This is a genomic window from Pseudomonas sp. SWI7 (assembly GCF_006351945.1).
Classification (GTDB): domain Bacteria; phylum Pseudomonadota; class Gammaproteobacteria; order Pseudomonadales; family Pseudomonadaceae; genus Aquipseudomonas; species Aquipseudomonas fulva.
Genome location: NZ_CP040930.1, coordinates 1,525,322 through 1,547,477, shown reverse-complemented (window position 1 = coordinate 1,547,477; position 22,156 = coordinate 1,525,322). Strand labels below are relative to the sequence as shown.

The 22,156-nt window shown below is 62.5% G+C and carries 18 protein-coding genes; 11 read left to right on the top strand and 7 right to left on the bottom strand.

Going from position 1 to position 22,156, the window contains the following annotated elements; all coding sequences use genetic code 11:
* Positions 1-719: 719 nt before the first annotated feature.
* From FH041_RS06690 to FH041_RS06670, 5 genes are all read right to left on the bottom strand, one after another.
* On the bottom strand, positions 720-1,874 hold the full coding sequence (locus FH041_RS06690; RefSeq protein ID WP_028687774.1) for an HlyD family secretion protein: 1,155 nt from the start codon (positions 1,872-1,874) through the stop codon (positions 720-722).
* A complete protein-coding gene (locus FH041_RS06685) occupies positions 1,871-3,520 on the bottom strand; it encodes an MFS transporter (RefSeq protein ID WP_027916362.1) in 1,650 nt (549 codons plus the stop codon). The genes FH041_RS06690 and FH041_RS06685 overlap by 4 nt, the downstream gene beginning before the upstream one ends.
* 75 nt (positions 3,521-3,595) lie before the next feature.
* Positions 3,596-6,109: an excinuclease ABC subunit UvrA gene (gene uvrA / locus FH041_RS06680; protein ID WP_140174286.1), complete on the bottom strand. Its 2,514-nt coding sequence runs from the start codon at positions 6,107-6,109 to the stop codon at positions 3,596-3,598.
* 112 nt (positions 6,110-6,221) lie between these two features.
* On the bottom strand, positions 6,222-6,800 hold the full coding sequence (locus FH041_RS06675) for a hypothetical protein (protein WP_028687776.1): 579 nt from the start codon (positions 6,798-6,800) through the stop codon (positions 6,222-6,224).
* Positions 6,784-7,470, bottom strand: coding sequence for an HAD family phosphatase (locus FH041_RS06670; RefSeq protein WP_028687777.1), 687 nt, complete (start codon positions 7,468-7,470; stop codon positions 6,784-6,786). Before FH041_RS06670 ends, FH041_RS06675 begins: the two co-directional genes overlap by 17 nt.
* A 93-nt stretch (positions 7,471-7,563) precedes the next feature.
* Here FH041_RS06670 and lexA point away from each other — a divergent pair, with 93 nt between their 5' ends.
* The 4 genes from lexA to FH041_RS06650 are packed head-to-tail and all read left to right on the top strand — an operon-like array spanning position 7,564 to position 13,303.
* On the top strand, positions 7,564-8,181 hold the full coding sequence (gene lexA, locus FH041_RS06665) for a transcriptional repressor LexA (protein ID WP_027916358.1): 618 nt from the start codon (positions 7,564-7,566) through the stop codon (positions 8,179-8,181).
* The gene (imuA, locus tag FH041_RS06660) at positions 8,181-8,801 is read left to right on the top strand and encodes a translesion DNA synthesis-associated protein ImuA (protein ID WP_027916357.1); all 621 of its coding nucleotides are present in this window, start codon (positions 8,181-8,183) and stop codon (positions 8,799-8,801) included. The genes lexA and imuA overlap by 1 nt, the downstream gene beginning before the upstream one ends.
* A gap of 6 nt (positions 8,802-8,807) precedes the next feature.
* Positions 8,808-10,226 carry a DNA polymerase Y family protein gene (locus FH041_RS06655; RefSeq protein WP_028687778.1) on the top strand — a complete coding sequence of 473 codons (1,419 nt, stop codon included), beginning with the start codon at positions 8,808-8,810 and terminating at the stop codon, positions 10,224-10,226.
* Positions 10,223-13,303 (top strand): error-prone DNA polymerase, encoded by a 3,081-nt coding sequence (locus FH041_RS06650; RefSeq protein ID WP_104926708.1) that lies wholly within the window; start codon positions 10,223-10,225, stop codon positions 13,301-13,303. Before FH041_RS06655 ends, FH041_RS06650 begins: the two co-directional genes overlap by 4 nt.
* Positions 13,304-13,324: 21 nt before the next feature.
* On the opposite strand, the gene FH041_RS06645 is transcribed toward FH041_RS06650, so the two are convergent.
* Both FH041_RS06645 and FH041_RS06640 read right to left on the bottom strand, forming a co-directional pair.
* Positions 13,325-14,146, bottom strand: a complete 822-nt coding sequence (locus FH041_RS06645; protein ID WP_028687780.1) for an aldo/keto reductase — start codon at positions 14,144-14,146, stop codon at positions 13,325-13,327.
* On the bottom strand, positions 14,134-15,039 hold the full coding sequence (locus tag FH041_RS06640; RefSeq protein ID WP_140174285.1) for a LysR family transcriptional regulator: 906 nt from the start codon (positions 15,037-15,039) through the stop codon (positions 14,134-14,136). The genes FH041_RS06645 and FH041_RS06640 overlap by 13 nt, the downstream gene beginning before the upstream one ends.
* A 141-nt stretch (positions 15,040-15,180) precedes the next feature.
* On the opposite strand from FH041_RS06640, the gene FH041_RS06635 reads away from it, so the two are divergent.
* The 7 genes from FH041_RS06635 to FH041_RS06610 all read left to right on the top strand — a co-directional run bounded on the left by FH041_RS06635 (position 15,181) and on the right by FH041_RS06610 (position 22,146).
* The gene (locus FH041_RS06635) at positions 15,181-15,879 is read left to right on the top strand and encodes a CoA transferase subunit A (RefSeq protein ID WP_023535422.1); all 699 of its coding nucleotides are present in this window, start codon (positions 15,181-15,183) and stop codon (positions 15,877-15,879) included.
* Between the two features lie 33 nt (positions 15,880-15,912).
* Positions 15,913-16,569, top strand: a complete 657-nt coding sequence (locus tag FH041_RS06630) for a CoA transferase subunit B (protein WP_027916352.1) — start codon at positions 15,913-15,915, stop codon at positions 16,567-16,569.
* Positions 16,570-16,721: 152 nt separating this feature from the next.
* Positions 16,722-18,140, top strand: coding sequence for a short-chain fatty acid transporter (locus FH041_RS06625; protein ID WP_023535446.1), 1,419 nt, complete (start codon positions 16,722-16,724; stop codon positions 18,138-18,140).
* A gap of 319 nt (positions 18,141-18,459) precedes the next feature.
* Positions 18,460-18,636, top strand: a complete 177-nt coding sequence (eppA, locus tag FH041_RS22680) for an EPS-associated small membrane protein EppA (RefSeq protein ID WP_165919238.1) — start codon at positions 18,460-18,462, stop codon at positions 18,634-18,636.
* A gap of 229 nt (positions 18,637-18,865) precedes the next feature.
* A complete protein-coding gene (locus FH041_RS06620) occupies positions 18,866-19,423 on the top strand; it encodes a polysaccharide biosynthesis/export family protein (RefSeq protein WP_027916351.1) in 558 nt (185 codons plus the stop codon).
* 25 nt (positions 19,424-19,448) lie between these two features.
* Positions 19,449-20,564, top strand: coding sequence for a hypothetical protein (locus FH041_RS06615; protein ID WP_027916350.1), 1,116 nt, complete (start codon positions 19,449-19,451; stop codon positions 20,562-20,564).
* Between the two features lie 19 nt (positions 20,565-20,583).
* Positions 20,584-22,146 (top strand): Wzz/FepE/Etk N-terminal domain-containing protein, encoded by a 1,563-nt coding sequence (locus FH041_RS06610; protein WP_028687782.1) that lies wholly within the window; start codon positions 20,584-20,586, stop codon positions 22,144-22,146.
* Positions 22,147-22,156 lie beyond the last annotated feature (10 nt).

Here is a 22,156-nt window from a genome sequence, read left to right as displayed (position 1 = left end):
CGGAAGGGTGACTGTGCGCCACCCGCGCCAATGAATACCAACTCGATATATGCGCCCACGCTTTGAAGTTTGAAGTTTGAAGTTTGAAGTTTGATTGGGTTGGTGTGGGTATTGATAGAGCGCATAGTCCATTTGCGATGGCGACGCTTAATCACCTTTTCGCCCTTACGGCGAGTTACTTTTTGTCAAACGCCACAAAAAGTAACCAAAAAAGGCTGCGCTCCGTTCATACGGCCCCTACGCTGCGCTTCGGGGTTCCCTCACTCCGGTCTTGCTCCCGGGAGGACCGCGCTGTAGGCCCCATCCTGGGGCCCAGCGCTTGACAGGCATCCATGCCTGTCACCTCCCTCCGCAAGACCTGCGTTCGGCCTTCTGAAGTCGCGAAGATCAAGATCAAGATCAAGATCAAGATCAAGATCAACAGCGTCTGTGGTGGGGATGATAACGTCTAAACTTGCCGCGATATATATCCCGTGTAGGAGCGACTTTGTGCCGCGATGGCCGCGAAGCGGCCCTAGTGTTTGAATCACAGCAAATAAACTGGGGCCGCTGCACGGCCATCGTGGCACCTCGCTCCTACAAGAAGTGGTGGCTCGCAAAGGTGTTCGAATGCAGCCACACCCTGATTAAAGAGACTGATCTATGGGGTGTAGAGTAATACCCATTGTCCACTCTCGCCAACACGTGACCCATCCAAGGGCACACCCCCCATCAATCCGCTAGCAACCCGCTCTGCCACAGGACGGCTGCTCCCCCGTATCGATACTGACCACCACCGACATACCCGGCCGCAGCCGCGCAGCCTCTGGCTGGCCGGCATCCACTGTGATACGCACCGGAATGCGCTGGGCGATCTTGACGAAGTTGCCGGTCGCATTGTCCGCCTGAAGTAACGCGAACTCCGAGCCAGTGGCAGGGGAAATCTGTTCGATGTGCCCGTACAGTTTGAGATGGTTCAAGGCATCCACCGTGAAACTGGCCGGCTGGCCGATGCGCACGTCGGCCATCTGCGTTTCCTTCATATTGGCGATGATCCACAAGGTATCGGGTACCAGCGCCATCAGCTGGGCACCGGAGTTGACATAGGCGCCCAGGCGCGTCCCGATCTGCCCCAACTGCCCGTCCCTTGGCGCGGTCACGCGGGTGTTGTCCAGGTCGATGCGGGCCAGGGCCACGGCGGCCTTGGCATTCTCGACCGCAGCCAGCAGCGCCGCGCGGTTGACGATCACCGACTCGCGATCCTGCCGGGCAATCTCCAGCGCAGCCTTTGCCTGCGCAAGGCTCGCCGCCGCCGCCGCCTCGCTGGCGCGGGTGACATCCAGTTCACGTCGTGACACCGATCCATCGGTGACCAGCGCCTGGTTGCGCGACAGATCGGCCTTCGCCTTGGTCAACTGCGCGGCAGCGTCATTGATGGCAGCCTGGCGCTGGGCGATGGTCGCCTCAGCGCTCTTGCGCTGCTGCGCATTGTTGGCCAGCGCCGCCTCTTGTTGCTGCTGCTGAGCGATGGCCTGAGCAAGGCGCTGGGTGTAGATCCGGTCATCGAGCTTGACCAGCAACTGGCCCGCCTTGACGTACTGGAAGTCCTGCACTGGCACCTCGACGATATAGCCGCTCAACTGCGGTCCGATGATCGTGACCTGCCCGCGCACCATGGCGTTTTCGGTACTTTCGATGGCGCTGCTGAAAGGGGGCAGGCGCCACGCATAAAGCACCACCAGTACGCCGACCAGGGCGACACAGCCGAAGGTGATGGCTGACAGTATGCGCACCTTGCGAGTGCGTCCGGGTGAAGTTGGCTCACTTGGTGGCGTAGTGCCCTCCGGCGCTTCGGCGATGGCAGTCGTGGTGGTGGTGCGGGATTGTTCGGTCATCGTGTCGGTGCGCCAAGGGATGAGTCGGTCAGGCGAGCCTGACGTTTGCTGTACCAGAGCCAGGTGCCGCGTATGCAGATCCAGATCATGGTGAGAATAGCGATAGCGCCAATGAGCATGAACACATCGTTGTAGGCCAGCACATTGGCTTCTCGGGTGGCCGCGCTAGCCAGTTGGCGCATGCCCACTTCAGTACGCAGGGCAGGGTCGGCGATCAGGCGCCCGACGCTTGCACCCCCACTTTGAACCCGGGCGGTGACCAGCGGTTCCACGCTGCTCAGGTGGTCCATCAGGTGACTTGAGTGAAATTTTTCCCGCCAGATCTGGAACGTGCCCAGCAGCGCTGCACCGATCAGACCACCGAGGTTGTTGCAGATGCCGAACAGCACCGAGAAGCTCACCAGGTTCTGCGGGTTGGCCCGCACATGGCCAATGCCCAGGGCCATGGAGGGGCCCAGGAAGAACGTACTGCCGAAGGCCAACAAAAACTGGCTCAGGTACATTTGCGCAGGCCGGGTCAGGTTGCTCGACGTGCTGTCCATGAAGGCGCCTACTGCCATGGCCAGCAGGGAGATCAGCAGCGGTAGGATCAAGTGATTAGGGTTGATGGTCAAGGCGCTGGTCGCCAACCCGGCGACCGCACCGAGCAGCATGATCCAGTACAGCGAACGCATCTGTTCACTGGACATGTTGAGCATCTGCAGAAAGCCGACTGCGCCGGTGGATTGCTCGGAGGTGACCATACGGATGAGGATCACGCACAGTCCCAGGCGGATGATGGCGCCGCTGCCCAGCCACCGCGTCATCAGCAGGGGGTTCTCCCGGTTGTGCTCGATCGCCAGCCCGCTCAGGATCAGGACGATCGAGCCTGCCAGCGCCATGCCGATCCACGGCGCATCCAGCCACCAGTCGATGCGCCCAAGCGACAAGGCAGCGCAGAGCAGCGCCGTGCCGCTGGCCATCAGGGCGAAGGTGAGAAAATCCAGAGGCTCGAAGGTCTTGAAGCGGTCACCGGGCGGTAGTTTGAGCAGAAGTACGCAGCCCAGGGCTGTCAGTGCCAGCCCCAGTTCGAACAAGTAAAGCCCCCGCCACTCGGCGATCAACAGCAGGTCTTCAGAAAATATCCGTGCCAGCGGCAAGGCCAGCTGGGAAGCGCCAAGGCCCAGGACCATTGCCTTGAGCCGCCACTGTGCCGGGAAGGCCTGGATCATGTAGTACAGGCCAAGCGAGGTCAACGCGGCGCCCACCATGCCGTGGGCGGCCCGCACGGCAATGGCCGAATTGAGGTCGTTGACCAGCAGGTGGGCGAAGGTCACCAAGGCATAGAGCACCAGAAACACTTCGGTAAAGGCACGCAGGCCGAATTGCTGGCGAAACTTGACCAGCAACAGGTTCATGGACACGTTGGTCATCACGTAGGCAGCCGGCAACCAGGCCATTTCCGCAGTGGTCGCGCCCAGTGCACCTTGCAGGAACACAAGGTTTGCGGTCACCAGCGCGTTGCCCAGCCCGCCGGTGATGGCGACCAGCAAACCAACCAGACCATAGGCCAGGCGCTTGGCTGGGCTGTGCAGGGGCGTGGACGGCGAACCTGGCAGGGTCGGTTTCTCGTGAGGTAACCACTGGCGGGGTGCGTACTTGTCCATGAAACAGCCTGTCTAAGGTGTTGGATGCAGCCGTTGTGTGGCCGCTTGCGCCTGCGTCGATGTTATCCAGCGCTGCTACAAGGCCCGTGCCAGGAAGGCGGCTGTGCGGCTGTGCTTGGCCTTGGCCACCTGACCGGGGTTGCCGCTGGCGACCACCTTGCCGCCGGCATCGCCAGCCCCAGGGCCGATGTCGATCACCCAATCGCACTGGGCGACTACGCGCATGTCATGTTCGACCACCACCACGCTGTGGCCGTTATCCACCAGGCGGTTGAGCTGCACCAGCAACCGGTCGACATCTTGTGGGTGCAGGCCGCTGGTGGGCTCATCGAGTACATACAAGGTGGCGCCGCGGGCCTGGCGTTGCAGTTCGGTGGCCAACTTGATCCGTTGTGCTTCGCCCCCTGACAGCTCCGTTGCCGGCTGGCCCAGACGCAGATAGCCCAAGCCTATGTCTTGCAGCACCTGAAGCGAACGCCGCGCCGAGGGCTGATCCTCAAACACGCTCAGCGCTTGCTCCACGGTCAGTTGCAGCACCTGGGCGATATTCATGCCTTGCCAGCTCACCGAAAGGGTCTCTGGATTGTAGCGGGCCCCGTGACAGGTCGGGCAAGGAGCGAACACGCTTGGCATGAACAGCAACTCGACACTGACGAATCCTTCGCCTTCGCACGTAGGGCATCGACCTTTCGCGACGTTGAATGAGAAACGCCCGGCATCGAAGCCCTGGGCCTTGGCCTGTTCGGTACTGGCGAATAATTTGCGCACATGATCGAACAAGCCGGTGTAGGTGGCCAGGTTGGACCGAGGCGTTCGGCCGATCGGTTTCTGGTCTACCTGCACCAGCCGCTTGATGTGCTCAAGGCCTGCGCTGACGCGGCCCGTGCTCACCTGCTCTGGCTCGTCTTCCAGGTCAGGCACCTGGGCATCCTGTGAAGCCTCCGCGTGACCCAGGTGTGTGCCTACCAAGTCCAGCAGGGCCTGGCTGACCAGGCTCGACTTGCCGGAGCCCGAAATGCCGGTCACCGCCGTGAAGCAGCCCAGCGGGAACGCTGCACTGAGGTTGTCGAGGTTGTTGCGGGTTATGCCCTCCAGGCGTAGCCAGGCCTGGGGCTCGCGATGTTGGCGGTGTGTCTTGTCCTGTGCCTGGAATAGATAGCGGGCCGTACACGATTGCTCGACCTGGGCCAGGCCGGCCGGAGGGCCACTGTAGAGAATCTTGCCCCCGTGCTCTCCGGCGGCCGGCCCCACGTCCACCAGCCAGTCCGCACGGCGCATGGTGTCCAGGTCGTGTTCGACCACGTACACCGAATTGCCCGCCTGCTTGAGGCGCTGCAGGGCATCGAACAAGGCTTCGCTGTCGGCCGGGTGCAGGCCGGCGGAGGGTTCGTCCAGCACATAGACCACGCCAAACAGCTGCGAATTGAGCTGCGTGGCCAGGCGCAGGCGCTGCAGCTCGCCCGAAGACAGGGTAGGGGTGCTGCGTTCGAGTGCCAGGTAACCCAGGCCGAGCTCAAGCAGCGTGTCGATGCGCACCAGCAGCTCACTGGCAATGCGTTGCGCGGCCAGGCGTTTTTCAACTGTCAGGTCGTCGTCCTGAATCAGGTACTCGGCTGCCGCCACCTTGCGCAATACCTCAGCCAAGGCCTGCAGGGGCAGTTGCGAAAGCGCTGCGATATCCAGGCCTGCGAAGGTGACACTCAATGCCTCGCGCTTGAGACGTTTGCCTTGGCACGTGGGGCAGGGGCTCGGGCGCATGTAACGGGAAACGCGCTTGCGCATCTGTGCACTTTGCGAGTGCATGAACGTATGCAGCACATAGCGCCGAGCGCCGGTGAACGTGCCTTGGTAGCTAGGTTCTGCCTTGCGTTTGAGGGCGGCACGTGCCTGGGCCGGCGTAAGGCCCGCGTAGACTGGCACGGTGGGTGTTTCTTCGGTGTAGAGAATCCAGTCACGCTGCTTCTGGGGCAGATCGCGCCAAGGCACATCCACGTCGTAGCCCAGGGTGACCAGAATGTCCCGCAGGTTTTGCCCTTGCCACGCCATGGGCCAGGCAGCCACTGCGCGCTCCCGGATGCTCAACGAGGGGTCGGGGACCATGGTCGCCTCGGTGACCTCGTAGACCCGGCCGAGCCCATGGCACGCGGGGCAGGCGCCTTGCGGCGTGTTCGCCGAGAAATCCTCGGCATACAGCATTGGCTGGTCCGCGGGGTAATGGCCTGCACGCGAGTACAGCATGCGGATGGAGCTCGATAGCGTGGTGACGCTGCCTACCGAAGACCGCGCACTGGGGCTGCCACGCTGCTGCTGCAGCGCCACCGCGGGAGGCAAGCCTTCGATGGCGTCCACGTCCGGTACACCCACTTGGTCGATCAGCCGCCGAGCGTAGGGCGCAACCGATTCGAAGTAGCGGCGCTGGGCCTCGGCGTACAGTGTCGAAAAAGCCAAGGAAGACTTGCCGGAACCCGACACTCCGGTAAACACCACCAATGCGTCGCGCGGTACCTCTACATCGACATTCTTGAGGTTGTGCTCGCGCGCACCCCGTACACGAATGAAACCGCTGAAGGCGGGTTTGTCGCTTGGCATGTTGCTGTCCTTGCTTGGCAGTCGGGTCGAGGAGACATAGCAGGCCAGCGATCACGTATGGCCTGCGGTCGAATAGGAATAGCTGTAGGACGCTCCAAGCGGCCAGGAGGTTCTACCGGGCAGCCTGCGAGCCGAGTGGAGCGTGGCCATCCACCTGGACGCACACCGTCCGGTCACCCACCGTTTTGCAGGGCCAATGATCATTGATGTAAGCATCCGGGGTAAAACACACCCGGTCATCATTGACCCAGAACATGTGCCCGCGCGATCCGGAAATGCGCAGTTTGGTGCAGGGCCGATAGTCCTTGATCAGGAGCGTGGCCGTGCTGACTGCAATCATCACCGGGGCCGCGATGCATATCGCCATGAGTGTGACCTGAAAAGAGCGAAGCTGGAATCGAGCAAGCCAGGACCCCCTCGGCGGGTCGAACTTGCGCCCGGTAAAAAAGCCGGTCATGGCAGCGGCGATTACAATGGGCGTCAACGAAATCACCCCGATCAAGAAGAAAGCTCCAAATGAAGTCTCGACCACCGGAGCACCGCGGTACAGGCGCCCGAAGACTGGTAGCACATCCACCCAGATGGCATACAACGCCAGGCTGCACACGGCGACCATGCCCAGCCCAATACCCAACGCTACGAAGCGAAACAGCAAGGGGCTGCGCAGGTGAAGCTCAGCGTGCTGTGTCATCGCTTCCCGCCGGTGCCCTGTCCGCGCCCAATAACGCCCACAGGCGCGCATCTTCGAAGTTGTCGATGACCAGGCGCGCACCTGCCTCGATCAAACGTTGTGGCGTCTGGGTAGTGGCAAGGCCGACCGTGAAGATCCCGGCAGCGCTGGCTGCCCGAACGCCCGGTAGCGAGTCTTCGAAAGCCAACGCCTGGTCAGCATGGGCATCCAGTCGCTGCAGGCCGGTCAGGTAGGGAAGCGGGTCGGGCTTGGGCTTGGCCAGTTCATCGGCAATCACCACGTGGTCGAACCTGTCGCTCAGCTTCAGGCCTGCGAGCATGTGTTCGGCATTGAGCCGCGGGGCGTTGGTCACTACGCACATGCCAAAGCCGTGGGTGCTGGCGTGATCGAGCAAACGGATCAGCCCAGGCAGGGGCTCGAGCTTTGGTGACATTTCACGAAAAAGCGCTTCCTTGCGTTCGGCAAGTGCCTGGCACTGCAAGGCAGTGGCACCCTCGAACAACTCGGCGAACAGTTCGCCATTGGCCCGGCCGCTGATCTGAGCATCGAACTGGCCCTGGCTCAATGCTCGGCCGTCGTATTCACGCAAGAGCTGGCGAAACGCCTGTAAATGGAGGGTATCGGTGTCGGTGAGGGTGCCATCTAGGTCGAACAGCAATGCATTGAGCATGGGGATTTCCAAAGCAGGTACAGGGTGGCCATAGGATCATAACCAATGACGACGACGAAGGGGGCTGGTCAGCGTGCTCCGGAAAGAGTACAAATGTGCTCCATGGATAATCTAACCCCCAAGCGCCGCGCCATTTTCGATTTCATTCGCGAGCGCATCACCGAACAAGGCCAGCCCCCCAGCCTGGCCGATATCGCCACGCGCTTTGGCTTTGCCTCACGCAGCGTGGCCCGCAAGCACATCACCGCGCTGTGCCAGGCAGGCTACATCGACGTCACCCCCAATCAGGCCCGCAGTATTCGCCTGGCAAGGCCGCTACGCCGGCCTGAAATGCTCGAACTGCCGGTGCTCGGACAGGTGGCCGCGGGTGCGCCGATCGGGCCGGACCTCGACATCCACGAGCAATTGATGCTCGACCCCAGCCTGTTTCGCCGTACCCCCGATTACCTGCTCAAGGTGCGCGGGGACTCGATGATAGGTGACGGCATCCTCGACGGTGACCTGGTCGGCATCCGCCAGCAGGGCGATGTACGGGAAGGGCAGATCGTGGTCGCTCGGCTGGACGGCGAGGTGACCATCAAGCGCCTCCAGCGCCACGGCGAGGGCTATCGGCTGGTGCCGCGCAATCCGGCGTACGCACCAATTGACGTAGGGCCGGATCAGGAGCTGTTCATCGAAGGCATCTTCTGTGGCCTGGTGCGGCGCGACTGATGGGCGCGGTCATTGATCTGGACAGGCTGCTCGACCAGCGTCGGGTATGGCGTGGCCGTCAAGCCCAGGCCCGGCCACAGGGTCTGCAACCGACCGGGCATGCCAGCCTGGACGAACGCCTGCCCGAAGGCGGCTGGCCGGCGGCGGCGCTCAGCGAATTGTTGCTCGTGCGGCCTGGTAGCGGCGAACTGCAATTGCTTTGGCCCACGCTGGCGCGCCTGAGCGGCGAGGGCGGACGCGTGGTGTTGGTATCACCTCCCTTCATTCCTTTTGCGCCAGCCTGGCAGGCGGCGGGTATCGACCTGCGCTGGCTGTTCCAGGTCGACGCGGGCACTACCGACACCCTGTGGGCCGCCGAACAGTGCCTGCGTTCGGGCAGTTGTGCCGCGGTGGTATGTTGGCCAGAACGCGCCGATGACCGCGCCTTGCGCCGCTTGCAGGTCGCGGCGGAAACCGGGCAGGCCCTGGCGTTCGCCTGCCGTGGGCAAGCGGCCATGCATAACCCGTCGCCTGCGGCATTGCGCATCGCCATCGACGCACGCCCACCCCAGTGGCGGGTACTCAAATGCCGTGGCGGCATGCCGCCGGCCTTACCGATCGCGTGTTCAAGGCAGGGATGATGGAACATGTTGTGGGCCTGCATTCTATTTCCGCAGTTGGCGCTGGACAGCCTGCTGCGCGAGCGCGACGACCGTGACGCACCGCTGGTGCTGCTGGGTGGTCCCAGTCAGCGCCGGGTCCTGCAATCGGTCAACCCTGCGGCAGCCGCTCTGGGGCTTCGCGCCGGCCAAACCCTGACGGCCGCCCGTGCGCTGGCCGATGGCTTCTCCTGCCTCGAAGTCGATCCCAAGCGCATCGATGCTTTGCAGCAGTTGCTGGCCGCCTGGGCATATCGCTTCAGTGCCCAGGTCAGCTTGCACTATCCGCGAACCTTGTTGCTGGAAGTAGGGTCGAGCCTGCAGCTGTTCGGGCCATGGCCGGTACTGGAGGCGCGCTTGCGCCAGGAACTGTCTGCGCTGGGCTTGCGTCAACGCATCGTCCTGGCCAGCAATCCGGTGGCTGCGCGCATGCTGGCCAATACTCACGACGGGTTGGCGTTGGAGGATGCCGCTTCGACTCGTGCGGCACTGGCCGAAATGCCCATCGACCGGATCGGCCTGCGCCCGGAGGATGCCCAGGCCTTCGGCCGCATGGGGTTGCGCCAGCTGAAACATGTACTGGCGCTACCGCGCGACGCATTGGCAAGGCGCTTTGCTGCCCAGGTGCAGTTGCACCTGGACCAGTTACTGGGCATGCGCAACCTGGGCCTTGCATTCTTCGAACCGCCGGACCGTTTCGAGGCGCGGTTGGAGCTGAACTTCGATGTGGAGTCGCACCAGGCGCTATTGTTCCCATTACGTCGCATGCTGACAGACCTGGCCGCTTTCCTGGCTGGGCGCGACTGTGGCGTCCAGCGATTCAAGGTGTACATGGAGCACGCGCAGGGCCATGACACCCAGCTTGACGTTGGATTGCTGGCCGCAGAACGCGACTCAGCCATGTTGCTTGAACTGGCCCGTGGCAGGCTGGAATTGGTGCGTCTGAAGGCGCCGGTGCGCAACCTGCGCCTGGTGGCCGAGGACTTGCCGCCGTTCGTGCCTCAGCACAAGGCGTTGTTCGATCCACGCGCCCAGCAGGCCCAACCGTGGGAACAACTGCGCGAACGCTTGCGTGCACGCCTGGGTGACCAGGCCGTGACGGGGCTCAGCGCCGTGGCCGATCACCGTCCTGAACAGGCATGGCAGGCCAATGAAGTCGGCCAGTGGTCCAGCCTGTGCGTCACACCGGGCAGCCGTCCTGGCTGGCTGCTGGCCACCCCCACGGTGCTCGACGAACAGGCCTATCAGGTTCACGGGCAGGCCGAGCGCATCGAGTCCGGTTGGTGGGACGGCGCGGACGTACGCCGTGATTACTACCGCATCGAAACCCGTGAGGGCCTGCGTGGGTGGGCCTACCGTGACCTCGGCCAAGGCGGGCCGCTATGGTTGCAGGGCTGGTTTTCATGAGCGGCTTTGGCTACGCGGAGTTGCATTGCCTGAGCAATTTCAGCTTCCAGCGCGGAGCGTCAAGCGCGGATGAGTTGTTCCGCCGGGCTCGCGAGCAAGGCTACCAAGCCCTGGCCATTACCGACGAATGCACCTTGGCTGGCATTGTGCGCGCCTGGCAAGCGGCGAAAGAGCAGGGTGTACGGCTGATCGTCGGCAGCGAAGTGCAACTGCAGGATGGGCCCAAGCTGGTGCTGCTGGTGCAAGACCTGCAGGGCTACCAGAACCTTTGCGCCCTGATCACCCGTGCGCGGCGTCGGGCGCCCAAAGGGGACTACCAGCTGTTGCGCGAGGACCTGCCTGCGCACAGCAAGGGCCTGTTGGCATTATGGGTGCCTGATGATGTTGCCGATCAAGCTGTGGGCGACTGGTTGAGGGAGGTCTTCGCGGCCCGCCTCTGGCTGGCCGTGCATTTGCACCGCGGTGTCGATGACGACCAGCGCCTGGAGCGTCTGCGCGCATTGGCGGCAACCTTGGGTGTGAATGCGGTGGCGTGCGGGGATGTTCACATGCACGTGCGCGGTCGGCGCGCCCTGCAAGACTGCATGACGGCAATTGGCCGGCGCTGCCAAGTGGCTGAAGCAGGGCGCTTTCTGTACGCCAACGGCGAGCGTCATTTGCGTACCCCTGCCCAATTGGCCGAGTTGTATCCCGCCGACCTGCTAGCCCAGACCTTGGTGATTGCCGAGCATTGCCGTTTCGACCTTGGTGAGCTGCGCTATCGATACCCCGAAGAACTGGTGCCCGCTGGGCATACCGCTGCCAGTTGGTTGCGTGAGCTGTGCGAACAAGGGTTGCCGCTGCGCTGGCCCCAAGGCCCGAGCGATCAAGTTCGCCAAGCCCTTGATCGGGAGCTGGCCCTGATCAGCGAGCTAAGCTACGAGAGTTACTTCCTCACCGTTCACGACATCGTGGCCTTTGCCCGCGAGCAGCACATCCTGTGCCAGGGGCGCGGCTCTGCCGCCAACTCGGTGGTGTGCTTCGTGCTGGGGATCACCGAGCTGGACCCCATGAAACATCGGTTGCTGTTCGAGCGCTTTCTGTCACGCGAGCGCAACGAGCCGCCGGATATCGATGTGGACTTCGAGCACGACCGGCGCGAGGAAGTCATCCAGTACGTGTTCAGGCGCTATGGTCGACACCGCGCGGCGTTGACGGCGGTCGTCAACACCTATCACGCCAGCGGGGCGGTACGCGATGTCGCTCGCGCATTGGGCCTGCCGGCCGACCAGGTGGACGCCCTGGCCAAATGCTGCGGCCGTTGGAGCGACCGCATCCCCGATGCACAGCGTTTGGCCGAGGCGGGGTTCGATGCAGGCAACCTGATGTTGCGGCGTATCCTGGTGCTGGCCGGTGAGCTGATCGGTTTTCCCCGGCACCTGTCACAACACCCAGGTGGCTTCGTCATCTCGCAACAACCCCTCGACCAGTTGGTGCCCGTGGAAAACGCGGCCATGGCCGAACGCACCGTGATCCAATGGGACAAGGATGACCTGGACATGGTCGGCCTGCTCAAGGTCGATGTGCTGGCGCTGGGCATGCTTAGTGCACTGCGTCGCTGCTTCGCGCTGGTGCAGCAGCACCGTGGGCGACATTTGACGCTGGCCACCGTCCCTGCCGAAGACCCGGCCACCTATGCCATGATCAGCCGCGCCGAGACCATGGGCGTATTCCAGATTGAGTCCAGGGCGCAAATGGCCATGTTGCCGCGCCTGCAGCCCAGAACCTTCTACGACCTGGTCATCGAGGTCGCCATCGTGCGCCCTGGCCCCATCCAGGGCGACATGGTCCATCCCTATTTGCGCAGGCGGCTCAAGCAGGAACCGGTGACCTACCCATCGCCCAAGCTGAAAGCGGTGTTCGAGCGTACCCTTGGCGTTCCGCTGTTCCAGGAGCAGGTGATGGAGTTGGCCATGGTAGCGGCTGACTACAGCCCCGGTGAGGCCGACCAGCTGCGTCGCAGCATGGCCGCCTGGAAACGCCACGGCGGGCTGGAGCCGCACCGCAAGCGCTTGCTCGAAGGGATGCAGCGCAATGGCTACGAACTGGCGTTCGCCGAACGCATCTTCGAACAGATCAAGGGCTTTGGCAGCTACGGATTCCCCGAGTCCCACGCCGCCAGTTTCGCACTGCTGTGTTATGCCAGCAGTTGGTTGAAATGCCACGAGCCGGCCATCTTCACCTGCGCGCTGGTCAATAGCTGGCCGATGGGGTTCTACAGCCCCGACCAACTGCTCCAGGAGGCCCGCCGCCAGGGTATCGAGGTAAGGCCGGTGGACGTGTGTCACAGCCAGTGGGACTGCACGCTCGAGCCTGGGCCCGGGGGAGAACTGGCCATTCGCATGGGCTTGCGCTTGGTCCGCGGCCTGGCCGAAGCCGATGTGCGCCGGCTCGAACAGGCAAGGGCGGTGCAGCCGTGGCGAGACGTCGAGGACCTGTGCCTGCGCTCGGCCCTGGATGAGCGCGCCCGGGCTCGTCTGGCGGACGCAGGGGCCCTGGTCGCGCTGGCCAGGCACCGGCACCAGGCGCGCTGGGAGGTGGCGGCGGTGCAGGCGCAATTGCCTTTGTTCGCCGACGTGCAGGCGCCCCCGGAGGAACGCGTCGACCTGCCGGCACCCACCGTCGGCGAAGACTTGGTGGCCGACTATCATGCCATGGGCACGACCTTGGGGCCCCACCCATTGACCTTGCTCCGATCCCGTCTGCGTGCCCTGGGCTGTCGCAGTTCCGGTGAACTGCACGGCGTCGAACATGGCGACGCCATTGCCATGGCAGGGCTGGTGGTGGGCAGGCAGCGGCCACAGACCGCCAGTGGCGTGACCTTCGTAACGCTCGAGGACGAGTTCGGCATGGTCAACGTGGTCGTATGGCGGGACCTCGCCGAACGGCAGCGGCGCGCGTTGGTCGGCGCTCGGCTGATGAAGGTCAGTGGCCGCCTGGAACAGGAAAATGGCGTACGCCATTTGGTGGCCAGGCGGCTGGAGGATGTCAGCGTGCTGCTGCAGGGGCTGGACGTACGCAGCCGGGATTTCCACTGAACCCCTGCAGCACGGCTTTGCTTACACCATCGCTAGGCGCTGCTTGCGGGTGGGTGCTTCGAATGCCTGGTCGATGGCGTTCAGGTCATCGGCGGTCAAGTTCAAACGCGCTGCCTCGGCATTGAGCCTGACATGCTCGGGTGTCACGGCTTTTGGAATCGCGATCATGCCATTGTGCCGCGTGACCCAAGCCAGGCAGACCTGGGCCGGGGTAGCACCATGGTCGTGGGCGATCTGCTTGAGCACTGGGTGTTGCAGCAAACGCCCTGCCTGAGCAAGGGGGCAGTAGGCCATGATGGGCAGTCCCTGCTGTATCGACCAGGGCAGCAGGTCGAATTCGATACCTCGTTGCGCAGGGTTGTAGAGCACCTGGTTGGTTGCACAATCGGGGTTGTCCAGTTCTTGAAGGTCATCCACGTCGAAGTTGGACACGCCCCAACGCTTGATCTTGCCTGCCTCGCGCAGGCGCTCGAAAGCGTCCACGGTTTCCTGCAATGGGTACTGACCGCGCCAGTGCAGCAGGTACAGATCAATGCAGTCGGTACCCAGGCGCTTGAGGCTGCGCTCGCAGGCGGCCTGCGTGCCGCGCTGGCTGGCGTTGTGCGGGTAGACCTTGCTCACCAAAAATACCTCGTCCCGACGCCCGGCGATGGCCTGGCCCACCACCTGTTCCGCACCGCCCTCGGCATACATCTCGGCGGTGTCGATCAGGCGCATGCCCAGGTCGATGCCTTGTTGCAAGGCAGCGACTTCCGCCGCCCGACGGCTCGGGTCTTCGCCCATGTACCATGTGCCCTGGCCGATGATCGGCACGTTGGCGCCTGCCAATTTCACGTCACGCATGTCACCTCCGGTGGATGGGTATTATTCAGTAGAACATCCAGCAGCGCCTGGGCTGCCGTTGACAACGTATGCTCGCGCAGGGCCATTACGCCAATGCGCCGCTCGACCGCAGGTTCGACCAGGGGGATGCAGCGGGCCCCCAGCTCCTGCATTTGTGTGATACACAGCGCCGGCACCGCGCTGACGCCCAGACCACTGGCGACCATGCGGCCTACGGTTGCAAGCTGATGGCTTTCGAAAGCCACCGCCAGCTTGCCGTGCTGCACCGCCACGTTCTGCTCGAGCAACAGGCGCACGGCAGAAGGACGCTGCAGTGCCACGAAATCCTCGGCCAGAAGCTGCGCCCAACTGATTTGCGCGAGCCGGGCCAAGGGCGAGTCAACCGGCACGACCGCAACGAACCGGTCAAGGTACAGCGGGTGAAAGTGCAAGCCCTCGACATTGTCTGGCTCAAAGCCGATGCCCAGTTCGACGCGCCTGTGCCTGACCAGTTCCTGCACCTGTTCATTGATGACGTCGTGCACGGTCACGTTGACCTTGGGGTAGCACCGGCGAAAAAGCTTGAGAGCCCCTGGCAACAGGTTGCCAGCAAAAGAGGGCATTGCCGCAATGGCCACCCGGCCCAGTTGCAGGGTGAAGCGCTGGCGCAGCATTTCTTCGGTGTCGTCCCAGTCAGCCAACAGGCGACGTGCCAAGGGCAGCAGTACCTCACCTTCGGCAGTCAGGCTGACGCTACGCGTGGTACGGCTGAGCAGCGCGCCGCCCAAGTTCTCCTCCAGCGCCTTGATGGTCAGGCTCAGGGCGGGCTGCGAGATGTGCAGGTGCTCACCGGCCTGGGCAAAGCTCTGGAACTTGGCCACGGCGACGAAGGCGCGCAGTTGCTTCACATTCATGGGACTCGCCTATGCTTTGATTTGGAGTGCTTATCAATCGATCATAAAAACAAAATTAACAAATCAGTGAGCAAGCGAGAAGATACCCCCACACGCTCACCGACGCCCCGTCGGCTCAACAACTACAAAAGGCGAACCAGCATGGCCGGATTGGACAAACGCGTAGCTACGTACGAACAGGCCCTGGAAGGGCTGACCGACGGCATGACCGTACTGGCCGGAGGGTTCGGCCTGTGCGGCATACCTGAAAACCTGATCGCCGAGATCAAGCGTCGCGGCGTCAAGGGCCTGACCGTGGTCTCCAATAACTGCGGCGTCGATGGCTTCGGCCTTGGCGTACTGCTCGAGGACCATCAGATTCGCAAGATGGTCGCGTCCTACGTGGGGGAAAACGCTGAATTCGAACGCCAGCTGCTCAGCGGTGAGCTTGAGGTCGAACTCACGCCCCAGGGTACCCTGGCCGAAAAGATGCGCGCTGGCGGAGCGGGCATTCCCGCCTTCTTCACTGCCACCGGCTATGGCACCCCGGTGGCCGAGGGCAAGGAAGTGCGTGAATTCAAGGGTCGCAAGTACATCCTCGAAGAGGCCATTACCGGTGACTTTGCCATCGTCAAGGGCTGGAAGGCTGATCATTACGGCAATGTGATCTACCGCAACACTGCCCAGAACTTCAATCCGCTGGCCGCCACCGCCGGCAAGATCACCGTGGTCGAAGTCGAGGAAATCGTCGAACCTGGCGTGCTGCTGCCCAGCGAAATCCATACCCCTGGCATCTTCGTGGACCGCGTCATCGTCGGCACCTTCGAAAAGCGCATCGAAAAACGCACCGTCAAGGCCTGAGCGCCCCCACAGAACAACAAAGAGACTCTCACCATGGCACTGACCCGCGAACAGATGGCCCAACGCGTTGCACGTGAACTCAAGGACGGCTACTACGTCAACTTGGGTATCGGTATTCCCACCCTGGTGGCCAACTATGTGCCGGCCGACATGGACGTGATGCTCCAGTCGGAAAACGGCCTGTTGGGCATGGGGGAATTCCCCACCGAAGCGACCCTTGACGCTGACATGATCAACGCAGGCAAACAGACCGTTACCGCCCGCATCGGCGCATCGATCTTCGACTCGGCACAGTCGTTCGCCATGATCCGTGGCGGTCACGTCGACCTGACCGTGCTCGGTGCCTTCGAAGTGGACGTGCAGGGCAACATCGCCTCCTGGATGATCCCTGGCAAGCTGGTCAAGGGCATGGGGGGCGCCATGGACCTGGTGGCCGGTGCGGAAAACATCATCGTCACCATGACCCACGCCTCCAAGGACGGGGAGTCCAAGCTGCTGCCCCAGTGCAGCCTTCCTTTGACCGGCGCGGGCTGCATCCGCAAGGTACTAACCGACCTGGCTTATCTTGAGATCGAGGATGGCGCGTTCATCCTGCGCGAAACCGCCCCCGGTGTGAGCGTCGAAGAAATCATCGCCAAGACAGCCGGCAAGCTCATCGTGGCCGACGATGTGAAGGAAATGACCTTCTAACCTACATGCACTTTCGCCCTGCTGCGGCGAACCCGCCCGTTCAGGTAGCCGTTTTCACCACGGCATCTGGGCGGGCGGGTTCGTTGGCGCAGGGTTCGCGCATTTCTGCGCAGCCTTTCATCTACCTATAAAACCAATAAAAGGACGCTTCCGTGGCCGCTGAACTACAAGACAGCCGCTCTGCACGTTTTGCCCTGCGCTGCTCCAACTGGGCAGAGCGCTGGTTCCCCGATTCATGGGTATTCGCCGCCTTGGCGGTGCTGCTGGTGTGCTTGGGCGCGTTGGCCATGGGCGCCAAGCCACTGGACACCGCAAAGGCCTTCGGGGATGGATTCTGGAGCTTGATCCCCTTCACCATGCAGATGGCGTTCGTGGTCATCGGCGGCTATGTGGTCGCCAGTTCGCCGCCTGCCGCGCGGCTGATCGATCGCCTGGCCCGCATTCCCCGCAACGGTCGCTCGGCCGTTGCATGGGTAGCCCTGATCTCGATGCTGGCGTCATTGCTCAACTGGGGCTTGTCCCTGGTCTTTGGTGGCCTGCTGGTGCGTGCATTGGCGCGTCGTACCGACCTCAAGATGGACTACAGGGCTGCCGGTGCGGCGGCCTACCTGGGCCTGGGCGCAGTGTGGGCGCTGGGGCTGTCCTCATCGGCGGCTCAGTTGCAGGCCAATCCGGCCAGCCTTCCACCCTCGATTCTGTCGATCACTGGCGTGATTCCTTTCACCGAAACCATCTTTCTCTGGCAGTCAGGCGTGATGTTGGCAGCCTTGGTCGTGGTATCGCTGGTCATCGCCTATGCTACAGCCCCCGGCCCCAACAGTGCGCGCAGCGCTCAAGCGTGTGGCGTGGACCCAAGCTTCAGCGCTCCGCCGGCACCTGCGCGTACACGCCCGGGGGAGTGGCTCGAGCACAGCCCTGTGCTGATCCTGCTGCTCGTTGCGCTGGCCGCAGGCTGGCTGTATCAGGAGTTCGCGAGTAAACCCGCCATCACGGCCATCTCTGGCCTGAACACCTACAACCTGCTGTTCATCATGCTCGGCGCTCTGCTGCACTGGCGGCCGCGCAGCTTCCTCGACGCTGTGGCTCGGGCCGTGCCCACTACCACTGGCGTGCTGATCCAGTTCCCGTTGTACGGCTCCATCGCCGCAATCCTCACCCAGGTCAAAGGGGTCGACGAACAGACGCTTGCCCATCACATCTCGCTGTTCTTCACCCAAATTGCCACCCACGATACCTATGCCCTGTTGATGGGTGTGTATTCGGCGGTATTGGGCTTCTTCATTCCGTCAGGTGGCGGCAAGTGGATCATCGAGGCGCCCTATGTGATGCTGGTGGCCAATGACCTGCAATACCACCTCGGCTGGGCTGTGCAGATCTACAACGCAGCCGAAGCGTTGCCCAACCTGATCAACCCGTTCTACATGTTGCCGCTGCTGGGCGTGCTGGGCCTGAAGGCGCGGGACCTGATCGGGTTTTCCTTCGTGCAGTTGCTCGTGCACGTTCCTCTGGTGCTGTTCCTGTTGTGGGCCTTGGGCACCACGTTGCAATACACGCCACCGGTCATGCCGTAGCAGCTGCTCCTGGCTACAGAACTGTGCCTTGCCTTGGGGTGAGGTGCAGGTCTGTGAGTCAGTGTGCTTTCTGCGCCAACCTCAGGGGAAGAGGGCAACTTGCTCCTGACATCCAGACTCGCCCAGCCACGTAAATTTCCCCTTCGCATAATTTATGCGACGGTATTTTGACTTATTACGGCGTAGCCCATTGAGATTTATTATGGTGTCGGTTCATTGACGTAGTGTCAGAGTGCCCATAAGCTCAAGTCAATACCGCAACACACCCCGCATCATCGCGCCACTTACTCATTGATTATCCTGGTTGAAAGGACGGCGTATGCGCTCGACTCTGATTGTGAAATCGATCTTTTTGTTGGTGCTGTTGAGCGGTGCTGCCCGTGCGGCTGACTCGTATATCAATCAGACCAGTATCATTCCCGTTGCAACCGCGGGTTGGTTCTTCGCATTTGCGGTCGTGGGTTTTGTCGCCGTGGCCAATCGCAGAAAGATTTGAAATACCGCAGTTACAGTCACTCAGGCTAGACCGCTTGAGTTGGCTTGTGAATTCGTCAACCGTTGCTATATTGCCATTACCTTCTCGAAGCCTGGTCAGCAGGGTTCGACGTGCCGCTCAGGCGGCCGGCAGAGCATGGCGCTCGCGGTGGTGACAGCGAAGTGGAGCGAGAGTTGGTGTGTTGTTCTCTTCAGTGCTCTAGTCGGGCCATCTGGCCGGAGGGACCCTCATGGTGCGTTCATTGTTCGCCGTCGTTGGCCTGGTTGCAATGTGGTCGGGTCATTGCGCTGCCGCGCCCTCGGAACCGGCCTACCGCCTCAATCCCGGCGATGTGGTGATGGTCTCGGTGTGGCAGGAAGACAGCCTCAAGCAGGAGGCCACCGTGCTCCCCGATGGCAGCATCACGTTCCCTCTGGCCGGCCGCATAGACGTGGCAGGGCTGGATGTTGCCTCGGTTGAAAAACAAGTGGCCAGCAAACTGGAAAAGTTTCTGCCTGACCCGAACGTCAGCGTGGTAGTCAAGAGTAACGCGGGCAACTTGGTGTATGTCCAAGGCAAGGTCATAAAGCCCGGCCCCGTACAAATGTCAGGCCCTACGGCGGTGCTGCAGGCGTTGAGCATGTCGGGTGGCCTGGACAAGTTTGCCGATGAAAGCGAAATAATGGTCGTGCGTGGCACCGGCACGTCCCAGAGAATCCTGCCCGTGCGATACAAGGACTTGGTGACGGGCCGCGACATGTCGACCAATATTCAACTTCAGGCCGGTGACACGCTGGTCGTTCCTTGATCATGCCTTTTAATAAGTAGACTTGATGCCTCTTCCAAGAACAACTCGCATTGCCGCGGCAATTGTGGCCTTGCCGCTTGCGCACTCAACCCAGGCCGCTACCTGGCAGTCGACGGTGGTGGTACCAACGTCGGTCGAACACGACAGCAACCCGCTGTTGCTATCGTCGGGCGAAAAAGGCGTGACACGTACCCTGATTGCACCTGACTACACCCTGATCGGCAGTTTCGGCCGAGATGAACTGCGGTTAGGTCTGGGCCTGGATATTCTGCGCTCCTCCGACACCAACGTCGTCGATGACCGCGAAGACCCAGACATCAGCCTGGGCTGGCAACGCACCACCGAACGCGGGCAGTTCGGGCTGCTGGCACGCTACAACGAAACCTCTACGCTGTCGGGTACCGTGCTCGATACCGGCGTTGTTACTACCGATGGGACGCAGAAGCTGTACACCTTGACGGGTAACTGGCGCCAGGCGATCACCGAACGCAGCACCCTGAGCAACGAAACCACCTACAACCGCGCCCGTTACGATATCAACAGTCTGACTGGCTACGACGAGCTGGCCAATACCCTGACCTGGACCTACGCCTTGAGCGAGCGCGCCGATGCCTATACCCGCTTTGGTGCTCGGCGTTATGAACCCGAGGACGACCTGACCGCCACGGCCTCCAACAGCTACAGCCCGGCGGTGGGGATCAAGTACCAGTTCTCAGAGTCATTCAGCGCCGATGCGCACCTGGGCGTCAACAAGGTATCGGGCAGCCAGGGAGGGCGGCGCGGGGAGGGCGGCGTGGCGCTGCTGTACACCGGCGCACGCAGCGATGCCAGCCTGACGGTCGAGCGCAGTACGGTAGCCAGTGCCCAAGGCGGGTTCGCCCAGCTCGATCAGGTGCGTGGGGTCTGGAGTTATGCGCTCGACCCCTTGACCCGGGTCGGCGCCGACGCCGCCTGGCAGGACAGCAAGGGCCAGATACCCAATACCTTGCAGATCTACAGCCTCTGGGCCAGCCGCCAATTGTCCCCCTACTGGGACCTGCGCCTGGCGCTGACGTACAAGGAGCGCAAGCAGGACCTCGACGGCGATGCGACCGCCACGATCGTTGGCTTGACCCTGACATACCGCTATCCCGACATCTGAACCGCTTGCAGGTGGCCCCATGAAGTCCGATTACGAGCTCTCTCTCAGAGATTACATCGCCATTATCAAGGACCGGGCCGTGGTGTTGGGGGTCAGCGCAGCCGTTATCCTGGCTGCCACCGTCGCCGTGGCGCTGACGGTGCCACCGATCTATCAGTCCACCGGCACGATCCTGGTGGAGTCGCAGCAGATATCTCCCGAGCTGGTGTCGACCAACACCACCAGCTTTGCCGACGAGCGCATCGAGGTCATTCGCCAGCGGGTGATGACGCGCGAGAACCTGCTGCGCATCATCGACAAGTACGGACTGTTTGCCGACAAGCGCTTGAGCGAAAGCGACAAGATCGACCAAATGCGCAACGCCATCGCGGTCCAGACGCTGACCACCTTCGTGCGTGGGCGCGGCGAGGCGACGGTCGCCTTCAACGTGTCTTTCGAGCATCGTCAGGCAGAGGTGGCCAAAGAAGTCGCCGATGAACTGGTCACGCTGTTTCTCAACGAAAACCTCAAGCAGCGCACCGAACGGGCCAACGAGACCACCGAGTTTCTGACCCAGGAGGCGAACAAGCTGGGGGCAGAACTGGCCAGCCTGGAGAACCAGTTGGCCGACTTCAAGCAGGCCCATGCCAATGCGTTGCCTGAGCATCAGACGCTGCGCATGAACATGCTTTCGCGGGCTGAGCTCGAGTTCCGGGAGGTCGACCGCGATTACAAGGCGGCCCAGGAGGAACTGCGCTACCTGGAGCTTGAACTGTCCGCCGCCAATGCCGGCCTAGGTACCAAAACCGGCGAGGGCGCGCGCCCAGCGGGCGCCGACCAGCCCCAGGACCTGGCGAGCCTGAAGGCCGAATATGCCCGCTTGCTGACCCGCTACAAAGAAGCGCACCCCGACGTGGCGGCGGTCAAACGCAAGATTCAAGCGCTGGAGGCCAGTGGCCAGACCGGTAGCGTGGCCTCGACGGTGAGCCTGGATGCGGCACGCGTACGGGCCAAGATGAGCGCGGCACAGGTACGCATTGCCTCGCTGGCCGAGCAGAAGCGCGAGCTGACCCGCAAGATGGAAGGTTACGAAGCCGAGATTCTCGAAGCGCCGCAGGTCGAGCGCGGCCTGGTTACGCTGATGCGCGACCATGACAACGCGCGCAAGAAGTACGAGGAAATCCGGGCCAAGGAAATGGGCGCCAAGATTACCGAGAGCCTTGAGCAGGAAAACAAGGCCGAGCGTTTCGTGCTGCTCGAACCGCCCTTGATGCCTGAGAAGCCGATCAAGCCCAACCGCAAGAAAATCGCGGCACTGGGCCTGGTGCTGGCGCCGGCAGGTGGTGGGGCACTGGTCATGTTGCTGGAGATGCTCAACCAGCGCGTGCGTGGCGTTGGCGCCCTGGAGAACCTGCTTGGCAGGCGCGTGCTGGTGGCGCTGCCTTATATCGACACCCGCGCCGACGTGGCCAGGCGCAAGCGCTGGCGCAACGGGCTGATCCTGGCAGCGTTGTGCCTGGTGGCTATCCTGGTAGGGCTGGTACACCTCTTCTACATGCCGCTGGATGTGCTGTTGCTCAAGCTCACCTCCAGGTTTGCATAGGAAAGCAGTG

Excerpts from the sequence above, each read along its gene's own strand:
- FH041_RS06690 (WP_028687774.1), bottom strand. The coding sequence starts at position 1,874 with ATGACCGAACAATCCCGCACCACCACCACGACTGCCATCGCCGAAGCG.
- FH041_RS06685 (WP_027916362.1), bottom strand. The coding sequence starts at position 3,520 with ATGGACAAGTACGCACCCCGCCAGTGGTTACCTCACGAGAAACCGACC.
- uvrA (WP_140174286.1), bottom strand. The coding sequence starts at position 6,109 with ATGCCAAGCGACAAACCCGCCTTCAGCGGTTTCATTCGTGTACGGGGT.
- FH041_RS06675 (WP_028687776.1), bottom strand. The coding sequence starts at position 6,800 with ATGACACAGCACGCTGAGCTTCACCTGCGCAGCCCCTTGCTGTTTCGC.
- FH041_RS06670 (WP_028687777.1), bottom strand. The coding sequence starts at position 7,470 with ATGCTCAATGCATTGCTGTTCGACCTAGATGGCACCCTCACCGACACC.
- lexA (WP_027916358.1), top strand. The coding sequence starts at position 7,564 with ATGTGCTCCATGGATAATCTAACCCCCAAGCGCCGCGCCATTTTCGAT.
- imuA (WP_027916357.1), top strand. The coding sequence starts at position 8,181 with ATGGGCGCGGTCATTGATCTGGACAGGCTGCTCGACCAGCGTCGGGTA.
- FH041_RS06655 (WP_028687778.1), top strand. The coding sequence starts at position 8,808 with ATGTTGTGGGCCTGCATTCTATTTCCGCAGTTGGCGCTGGACAGCCTG.
- FH041_RS06650 (WP_104926708.1), top strand. The coding sequence starts at position 10,223 with ATGAGCGGCTTTGGCTACGCGGAGTTGCATTGCCTGAGCAATTTCAGC.
- FH041_RS06645 (WP_028687780.1), bottom strand. The coding sequence starts at position 14,146 with ATGCGTGACGTGAAATTGGCAGGCGCCAACGTGCCGATCATCGGCCAG.
- FH041_RS06640 (WP_140174285.1), bottom strand. The coding sequence starts at position 15,039 with ATGAATGTGAAGCAACTGCGCGCCTTCGTCGCCGTGGCCAAGTTCCAG.
- FH041_RS06635 (WP_023535422.1), top strand. The coding sequence starts at position 15,181 with ATGGCCGGATTGGACAAACGCGTAGCTACGTACGAACAGGCCCTGGAA.
- FH041_RS06630 (WP_027916352.1), top strand. The coding sequence starts at position 15,913 with ATGGCACTGACCCGCGAACAGATGGCCCAACGCGTTGCACGTGAACTC.
- eppA (WP_165919238.1), top strand. The coding sequence starts at position 18,460 with ATGCGCTCGACTCTGATTGTGAAATCGATCTTTTTGTTGGTGCTGTTG.
- FH041_RS06620 (WP_027916351.1), top strand. The coding sequence starts at position 18,866 with ATGGTGCGTTCATTGTTCGCCGTCGTTGGCCTGGTTGCAATGTGGTCG.
- FH041_RS06615 (WP_027916350.1), top strand. The coding sequence starts at position 19,449 with ATGCCTCTTCCAAGAACAACTCGCATTGCCGCGGCAATTGTGGCCTTG.
- FH041_RS06610 (WP_028687782.1), top strand. The coding sequence starts at position 20,584 with ATGAAGTCCGATTACGAGCTCTCTCTCAGAGATTACATCGCCATTATC.